Origin of the sequence: Parasphingopyxis sp. (genome assembly GCF_052168275.1) — a bacterium.
In the GTDB taxonomy this organism is placed as follows: domain Bacteria; phylum Pseudomonadota; class Alphaproteobacteria; order Sphingomonadales; family Sphingomonadaceae; genus Parasphingopyxis.
This window is the reverse complement of sequence record NZ_JBQLZM010000119.1, coordinates 1-7,277: the sequence shown is the minus strand read 5'-3', so window position 1 is coordinate 7,277 and position 7,277 is coordinate 1. Positions and strand designations below refer to the sequence as shown.

General features: G+C 66.8%; 8 protein-coding genes. 3 read left to right on the top strand and 5 right to left on the bottom strand.

Translation table 11 applies throughout. The features are described from left to right. Window positions 1-76: 76 nt before the first annotated feature. The 4 genes from ACTS1X_RS10815 to ACTS1X_RS10800 form a co-directional block, all read right to left on the bottom strand. Entirely contained in the window at window positions 77-835 is a 759-nt protein-coding gene (locus tag ACTS1X_RS10815; protein WP_442614402.1) for an SDR family NAD(P)-dependent oxidoreductase, read from the bottom strand. Next, window positions 832-1,596, bottom strand: coding sequence for an SDR family NAD(P)-dependent oxidoreductase (locus ACTS1X_RS10810; protein WP_442614401.1), 765 nt, complete (start codon window positions 1,594-1,596; stop codon window positions 832-834). Before ACTS1X_RS10810 ends, ACTS1X_RS10815 begins: the two co-directional genes overlap by 4 nt. Next, window positions 1,593-1,889, bottom strand: coding sequence for a Rieske (2Fe-2S) protein (locus tag ACTS1X_RS10805; protein ID WP_442614400.1), 297 nt, complete (start codon window positions 1,887-1,889; stop codon window positions 1,593-1,595). The genes ACTS1X_RS10810 and ACTS1X_RS10805 overlap by 4 nt, the downstream gene beginning before the upstream one ends. 236 nt (window positions 1,890-2,125) lie before the next feature. Next, a complete protein-coding gene (locus ACTS1X_RS10800; RefSeq protein ID WP_442614399.1) occupies window positions 2,126-4,252 on the bottom strand; it encodes a molybdopterin-containing oxidoreductase family protein in 2,127 nt (708 codons plus the stop codon). A gap of 166 nt (window positions 4,253-4,418) precedes the next feature. Between ACTS1X_RS10800 and ACTS1X_RS10795 the strand changes: the two genes are divergently transcribed. From ACTS1X_RS10795 to ACTS1X_RS10785, 3 genes are read left to right on the top strand one after another with little or no spacing between them, the layout of a single operon-like run. After that, on the top strand, window positions 4,419-6,728 hold the full coding sequence (locus ACTS1X_RS10795; protein ID WP_442614398.1) for a TonB-dependent receptor: 2,310 nt from the start codon (window positions 4,419-4,421) through the stop codon (window positions 6,726-6,728). 19 nt (window positions 6,729-6,747) lie between these two features. Further along, complete coding sequence (locus ACTS1X_RS10790) at window positions 6,748-6,846, top strand: DUF6471 domain-containing protein (RefSeq protein WP_442614404.1); 99 nt, start codon at window positions 6,748-6,750, stop codon at window positions 6,844-6,846. 8 nt (window positions 6,847-6,854) lie between these two features. Beyond that, on the top strand, window positions 6,855-6,962 hold the full coding sequence (locus ACTS1X_RS10785; protein WP_442614403.1) for a DUF6471 domain-containing protein: 108 nt from the start codon (window positions 6,855-6,857) through the stop codon (window positions 6,960-6,962). On the opposite strand, the gene ACTS1X_RS10780 is transcribed toward ACTS1X_RS10785, so the two are convergent. Beyond that, window positions 6,959-7,277 (bottom strand): hypothetical protein (locus tag ACTS1X_RS10780; protein WP_442614397.1); only part of this gene is annotated, 319 nt, incomplete at its 5' end. The two genes, ACTS1X_RS10785 and ACTS1X_RS10780, sit on opposite strands and share 4 nt — an antisense overlap.

Below are 7,277 nucleotides of genomic sequence, written 5' to 3'. Positions count from 1 at the left end.
CCGGGAGGGGGAGCGGGCCGGTGCCGCGCCTGAGCGAAGCGAAGGTCTGACAAAAAGAATCCCGGTGCCACCCTCATCAGTCCGCGCCCCGGCCGCCGTCGACGAGCATCGTCGTGCCGGTCACCATCCGCGATTGCGGCCCGGCCAGATAGGCGCAGGCATTGGCGATGTCCTCGGCGAGGCCGACCCGCATCAGCGCATTGCCGTCCATCACGAAATCGCGGACCTCGGGCGAATCCCCGTACGCCCCGGTGATCATCTCGGTCATGATCACGCCGGGGTTGAGCGAATTGACGCGGACGGGCGGGTCCATCTGCGCGCCCTCGAGCGCCGCGACCCGCGAAAAATGCGTGACCGCCGCCTTGGCCGCGCAATAGGCGGCGCAGTCCTCGAGCCCGATCAGCCCGGCGAGCGAGGAGATGTTGACGATGCTGCCCGCGCTCTTCGTGTCGCGCATCATGCGGAAGCCGTATTTGGTGCCGAGCACCACGCTCTCGACATCGACGTTCCAGAGATCGCGGAATTCCTCGAGCGTCGTATCGGAGAGCGGCTTGGTGAAGAAGCCGCCCGCGCTGTTGATCAGGGCGGAGAGCGAGCCGTGATCGGCGACGACATGCTCGGCAAAGTCCGCCCAGGCGCGTTCGTCGGTCACGTCGAAGGCGTGGAAATGCGCGCTGCCGCCCGCTTTCTCGACCGCTTCGACCGTTGCCGCGCCGCGCTCGGCGTTGCGCCCGGTGGCGATGATGTGAAAACCGTCGGCGGCGAGCCGCAGCGCTGCCGCCCGCCCGATGCCCGAGGTCGCGCCGGTGACGACGGCGTAGCGCGGATCGCTCATGTCAGGCTCCATCCGCCGTCGACGACCAGCTGGGCGCTGGTCATGAAGGACGATTCCTCGCTCAGCAGGAACAGGATCGTCTCGGCGACATCCTCGGGCTCGGAGGGATCGCCGAGCGGCACGTCGCCCCAGCTCGCCGGGTCCTGCATCGCCTCCATGCCGATCGCGCCTTCGAGCAGCGGGGTGCGCACCGGGCCGGGGGCCACGGTGTTGACGCGGATGAAATCGCCCTTGCGCCCCAGTTCGACGCCGACCGCCTTCGCCATGTTCGCGATCGCCGCCTTGACCGTCGCATAGGAGGCGATGCCCGGCGCGACATGGTTCGCCATCACCGAGGCGTTGACGACGATGCTGCCGCGTGCGGGCCCGTCCCCGGCCTGGGCGCGCATCTGGGCGACCGCCTTTTGCAGGCCGAGAAACGTCGCTTCCACCTGGACCCGGACGAGCGAGCGGAACAGTTCCATGTCGAGATCGACGATCGGTTCGTAATTGACGATGCCAGCATTGGAGACGAGCGCGTCGAGCCGGCCGTGATGGGCGACCGCGGCGGCGATCGCCGCGTCCCACTGGTTCGGATCGGTTACGTCATGGACGAGGCCGTGCCCGCCGATCTCCCCGGCGATGCCGGTGACGCCCTCGCCGTCGATATCCGTGGCGATCACTTTCGCGCCGCGCGCGGCGGCCAGCCGCGCGGTGGCCGCGCCGATCCCCGATGCCGCGCCCGTGACGAGCACGACCTTGCCGTCGACCGGATGGCTCATGATGCGATCCTCACTTCCACCTGGCCGTTTCGCTCGCGCGCCGGCCAGGCGGCGATCGGGAAGGAGGCCGGCGGGCCGAGCGCCTCGCCCGTCGCCATGTCGAAACGGGCGCCGTGATGCGGGCAGATATAGCTGGTGCCGCGCACCCGGCCGCCCTTCAGGTCCTGGTGCGCATGGCTGCATCGCCGCTCGAAACTGTAATAGGCGCCGTCCTTGCCGCGCGCGACGAGAATCGGCCGGCCGTCCAGTTCGAGACAGCGGGTTTCGCCCGGTTCGAGATCTGCCGTGGTCACCGGCCGGTATCCTTCGTCCATGGCGGCGACCATAGGAGTTCCGATGCCTCCGGCCACCCCCATTTTCGCCATGGGCGGGCGACATGGCCGCTTGTCCTCTGCGTCATTGAGAGCGCCGAAGGCGCGCGGCAATCCAGAGCCGCAAAGCGCATCGCCTGCGGCTCCGGATTGCTTCGCTACGCTCGCAATGACGCGGTTCTGCGAAAATCCCATGCCCGGATCAGAAACCCGCAGCCTCACGCCGCCGCGATCCGGACCGGGATGGCGCTCTGGACGCTCTGCCCGGTCAGCGGATCATAATCGACGGTCTCGTCGACGAGCCGGTTGGTCGAATTGCCCTTGTCGCGAACGTCGTCCTTGCCGGCATCGCCGTCGCCGAAGGCATGCGCCATCGAGACGACGCCGCGCCGCAGCTTGTCGCTGGCCGCCGCGACGCCGTAGATCGTCGCGCGCGGCGACGTGATCGCGACGATATCGTCCTCGGCCAGGCCGAGATCCTGCAGATCGTCGGGATGGAAGAAGGCCGGGTTGGTCGTCCGCTTCGCGCGCAGCCCGGGCAGGTGATGGCCGGACGAGTTGAAGCGGTGGCGCGAGCGCCGCGAGACGAGCCGGAAATCGAACCCGTCGGCATCGGGCGAGGCGTTGCCGTAATCGGCCAGCGCGCCGGGCATGCCGGCGGCCGCCAGGTCGAACTTGTGCGCCTCGGCGGGGTCGGCCGGTTCGACGACCGGATGGAGATCCTCGTAGATCACCGCGCGCCCGTCCTCGGTATCGGCGCGGACCCGGCTCGGCGGGACGAGGCAGCCCGCGCTCATCAGGTCGAGAAAGCGCTGCTTGTCGGGCCGTTCGTCCATCGGGCATGGGCCGCCGGCGAGCGGCATCCCGGTCCCGATCCGCTTCGCCAGCTCCCAGAGCATCTCATATTCGTCGAGCGTGTCGCCCGGCGCCTCGACCATCGCCTCGGTGTAGCGCGCATAGGGGGTTTCGTACCACCATTCGGACAGGTTGGTGATGTCCTCCCGCTCGAGGCACATCTTGGGCGCGAGGATGATGTCCGCGCGCCTGGCGGTCGCCGCCATGCGGACATCGATGGCGACGAGCAGGTCGAGGCTGTCGAGCGCCTCGACCACCTTGCGCTGGTTGGGAAAGGCGATTTCGGGATTGCCGCCGATGCAGATCAGCGCGCGGATCTGCCCCTCGCCCGGCGTCAGTATCTCGTCGGCCATCACGTTGCAGGGCATTTCGAAGCCGAGCATCCCGAGGCCGCGGATCCGCGACTTGGGGAAGCCCTCGCCATACATCGGTCCGGGCGGGCCGACCTGGGCGCGACGCGGGGTCTGCGGCGTGAAGACGCGCGGGATCGCGCTCTTCTCGCCCTCCTGGCAGAAGCGCGCGCACAATATGTTGAGCGCGGTCACCAGATATTCGGTGAGCACGCCCTTGCCGGCCATCTCCGGGCCCGTGCCGGTCACCGCGCAGCCCTTCGAGCCGCCGGCGAACATCCGCGCCGCGGCGACGATCGCGTCCGCATCGACGCCCGCGCGCTCGGCGGCGGCGGCCGGCGTGAAACCGGCAACCGCGTCGCGCAGCGCGTCCAGCCCGTCGACATGGGCGGCGACGAAATTACGGTCGTACAGCTCCTCTTTCAGGATCACATGGATCATCCCGGCGAGCAGCGCCGGGTCCTCGCCGGGCCGCACGGGTAGATAGATATCGGCGAGGCCCGCGACATCGCTTTCGCGCGGATCGGCGACGATCAGCTTGAGCCCGGCTTCCTTCGCGTCGCGCAGCCGGCGCGAGGGCGAGAAGGGCGGCAGCCCGCCCGGCGGCGCATAATGCGAGACGATCGGATTGTTGCCGAGGAACAGCGCGACATCGGCGTCGGAGAAAGTGTTGAGCCCGCCCATCCACTGGCCGTAGCGCGCCGTCGTATAGACCTTGGCGGGCTGGTCGAGCGTGACGCTCGTGTAGAAATTGCGCGTGCCGAGCCCCTGCGCGAAGGCCATCGCCGCGCCGACGCCGGCGCTGTTCTGGAAGGCATAGGTGCCGCAATAGACGGCGACGGCGTGCGGGCCGTGTTCGTCGACGATCGCCTTCAGCCGGGCGCCCGCCTCGTCCAGTGCCTCGGCCATCGCGACGGGCGCGAAGGCACCGTCGTCGCCGCGGACCAGGCTCTGCGTGATCCGGTCGGGCAGGTTGTGCGCGTCGGGAAGCTGGCGGCCCTTGATGCAGGTATAGCCGCCGAACATCGGGTCCTCGGGGTCGCCGCGCACGCCCGCAACCTTCCCGTCCTCGACATCGACGAGCATCGCGCAATTGGCATGGCAGAAGCGGCAGAAGCTGCGACGGGTGTGGACGGTCATGGCGCTATCTCCCGCAATATGCGCCCAAGCTAGCGTTTCCCCTACGTCCGGCGACTGTCACTTTTGGCGGTTGAGCGGAAAGTCGCGCGGGCGGACAACAGGATCAAAGGCCCGCATCGGAAGATGGGCCGCATCGTCGTGATGCCGTTTTTGGGAGGATATGCAGATGATCAAAGGAACTCTTCTCGCCGGGTCGGCCGCCGCGGTCATGGGAATGGCGCTGGCCGCCGCGCCCGCCGCCGCGCAGACCGCGGACGGTGCAAACGAACAGGAAGGCGGGTTCCGGACGATCATCGTGACCGCCCAGCGGCGCGAGGATTCGATCCAGTCGGTTCCGCTCGCCGTGTCCGCGCTCGACGCCGAGGCGCTGCAGGACGCCTCGATCGACGACATCCGCGATATCGCCGGGCGCGTGCCGGGCCTCGTCGTCGATCCGGTCAATGCCGGGCCGAGCGCCGCGGCGATCTCGATCCGCGGCATTTCCTTCGAGGATATCGAGAAGAGCTTCGATCCGGCGGTCGGCGTGGTCGTCGACGGCGTCTTCATCGGCACCAATACCGGCCAGCTGCTCGACGCGTTCAACCTGGAATCGATCGAGGTGCTGCGCGGGCCGCAGGGCACGCTGTTCGGCCGCAACACGATCGCCGGCGTCATCAACGTCCAGCGCCGCCGCCCGACCGGCGAGTTCGGCGTCGAAGGGTCGCTCGGCTGGGCCGAGTTCGACACGTGGCGCGGCCGGTTCGCGGTCGACACGCCGCGGATCGGCGACGTGCTCTCGCTGCGCGCCTTCTTCCTCTACGACGATACCGGCGGCTATCTGAACAACGTCACGCAGAACGAGACGCAGGGCGCCTACGAAGTCTGGACCGCCGGCGTTTCGGCGCTGATCGAGCCCGCGGAGGGGATCGAGGCGCTGATCACCGTCGACCATACCGAGGAAGACGGCGAAACCGCGGTCGCCTCGGTGTCCAGCGATTCCGACCTGATCTGCCTCCAGGTGCCGGTGCCCGGGGTCGGCCTCGTCCGCGCCTTCGGTATCGCCGACCAGGAGTGCAACCGCTTCAACCTGGGCGGCGACGGCTTCTACACGATCTTCCAGAATATCGACACGCCGGTCACCAACGAGACCGACTCGATCTCCGGCCAGATCACGATCGACATCGGCAATTTCGAGCTCGTCTCGGTCACCGGCTGGCGGCGCAACGAGGAAAGCGTGCGGCAGGATTTCGACGCCTCGTCGATCGATTTCTTCGATACGCTGCGCAACCAGGAATATGAGCAGTTCAGCCAGGAACTGCGCATCCAGGGCGATGTGACGCCGTGGCTCAACGCGCTGATCGGCGGCTATTATTTCGAGAGCGACTATACGCTCGCCCAGACCACCAATCTCGGCTTCGTGCCGGCGGTGCTGACCCAGCGGACGCGCGGCGAATCGGAATCCTACGCGATCTTCGGCGACGTCCGGATTTCCCCGGTCGACGATGTGACGATCAACCTGGGCGGCCGCTATACCGAGGACCAGAAGTCGCTGACGACCAATTTCGGCTTCACGACCGACGGTTCGTGCCCGACCTTCATTCCGGTCATCTCGCTGGCCGACTGTTCGGGCAGCGACACGTTCGACGAGTTCACCTGGCGCGCGAGCATCGACTATCAGATCGATCCCGACCGGCTCGTCTATCTCTCCTATTCGACCGGCTTCCGCTCGGGCGGCTTCAACGGCCGCGCCGCGACGCCGAGCTCGCTCGGGCCGTACCAGCCGGAAACCGTCGACGCCTATGAATTCGGCTTCAAGGCCGACTGGCTCGACCGGCGCCTGCGGACCAATATCGCGATCTACCACACCGAATATAACAACAAGCAGGAAGAGGTGGTCCGGGCGACCCCGCCGCAATTCGCGGCGCTCAACCCGCAGGAAACGATCGTGGAAAATGCCGCGTCCGCCCGCATTTCCGGGTTCGAGGCCGAAATCATCGCGCTGCCGTCCGACGATCTGGCCTTCCGCGGATCGCTGTCGATCATCGATGCCGAATATGACAGCTTCTTCCGCGACGTGAACGGCGATCTGGTGCCCGACGACGTGTCGACGCTCGACCTCCGGCGCGCCCCGCCGATCAGCTGGTCGGTCGGCATGGACTATAATCGCCCGATTGGCGACAGCGGCGAGATCGATTTCTCGACGACCTTCCGCTACATCGACGAATATACGACCTGCATCGTCGCGGCCCAGCCCGCGGTGCTCGGCGCGGTGACCAACGATCCGCGCTGCGAATCGGACGATCGCACGATCTGGGACGCCAGCCTCAGCTACACGCTCAACCTGGCGGGCGGCGGCGAGGTCCGCTTCACCGTGTTCGGCCGCAACCTGCTCGACGATCGCGGGCTGAGCTCCACCCTGCCGGTGGCCGGGCTGTTCGCCTTCTCCGGCACGCGCCCGCCGCAGCAGTTCGGCGCCGAGGTCGGCTTCCGCTTCTAGGGCGTTTGGAAGGCCTGATATCCGCAACAAGCTGTCGCGCGGGAAATTCAGTTCGGTCTTTCTATTGCACTGCATGAAGGCAATCGACGTCGAAAATCTTAACGTGTCGGAGATTTAGCCGGCGTGATGGACTCTGAGCCGAATATCGGGAACAAGATCAGCCGCGGTACTTTCACGGCGGTGTTTCTGGTTCGATGTCTAATGCCGACAAGGCCTACGGAAATCAGAATTTAGGCGCGTTTGGCCTTATTGCGGCGTTCTTTCTGATCGGGGCAATTTGCGCGGTAGTGGGTTACTCCGTAGCGTCGGATAGGACGGGTCGCGAGCAAGCTCCCCATCAGCATCAGATAAGCGCCCAGAACAATGCCCAGCGCGCCTGTGCGGGGCTGCAAGCGCGAGCTTTGTTCGAATGCGTTTACGAAGAGGTAGGCGCCAGCAATGAGGCTGCAAATGCCGAACGGGATTTGGAAGCCCAGCAAACCATGGCCCGCTGGACTTTGGTTGTTGGATTTACCGGTATGGTAGCGCTCGGGATTACCGGCGCTGGTG

Excerpts from the sequence above, each read along its gene's own strand:
- ACTS1X_RS10795 (WP_442614398.1), top strand. The coding sequence starts at position 4,419 with ATGATCAAAGGAACTCTTCTCGCCGGGTCGGCCGCCGCGGTCATGGGA.
- ACTS1X_RS10810 (WP_442614401.1), bottom strand. The coding sequence starts at position 1,596 with ATGAGCCATCCGGTCGACGGCAAGGTCGTGCTCGTCACGGGCGCGGCA.
- ACTS1X_RS10815 (WP_442614402.1), bottom strand. The coding sequence starts at position 835 with ATGAGCGATCCGCGCTACGCCGTCGTCACCGGCGCGACCTCGGGCATC.
- ACTS1X_RS10785 (WP_442614403.1), top strand. The coding sequence starts at position 6,855 with ATGGACTCTGAGCCGAATATCGGGAACAAGATCAGCCGCGGTACTTTC.
- ACTS1X_RS10800 (WP_442614399.1), bottom strand. The coding sequence starts at position 4,252 with ATGACCGTCCACACCCGTCGCAGCTTCTGCCGCTTCTGCCATGCCAAT.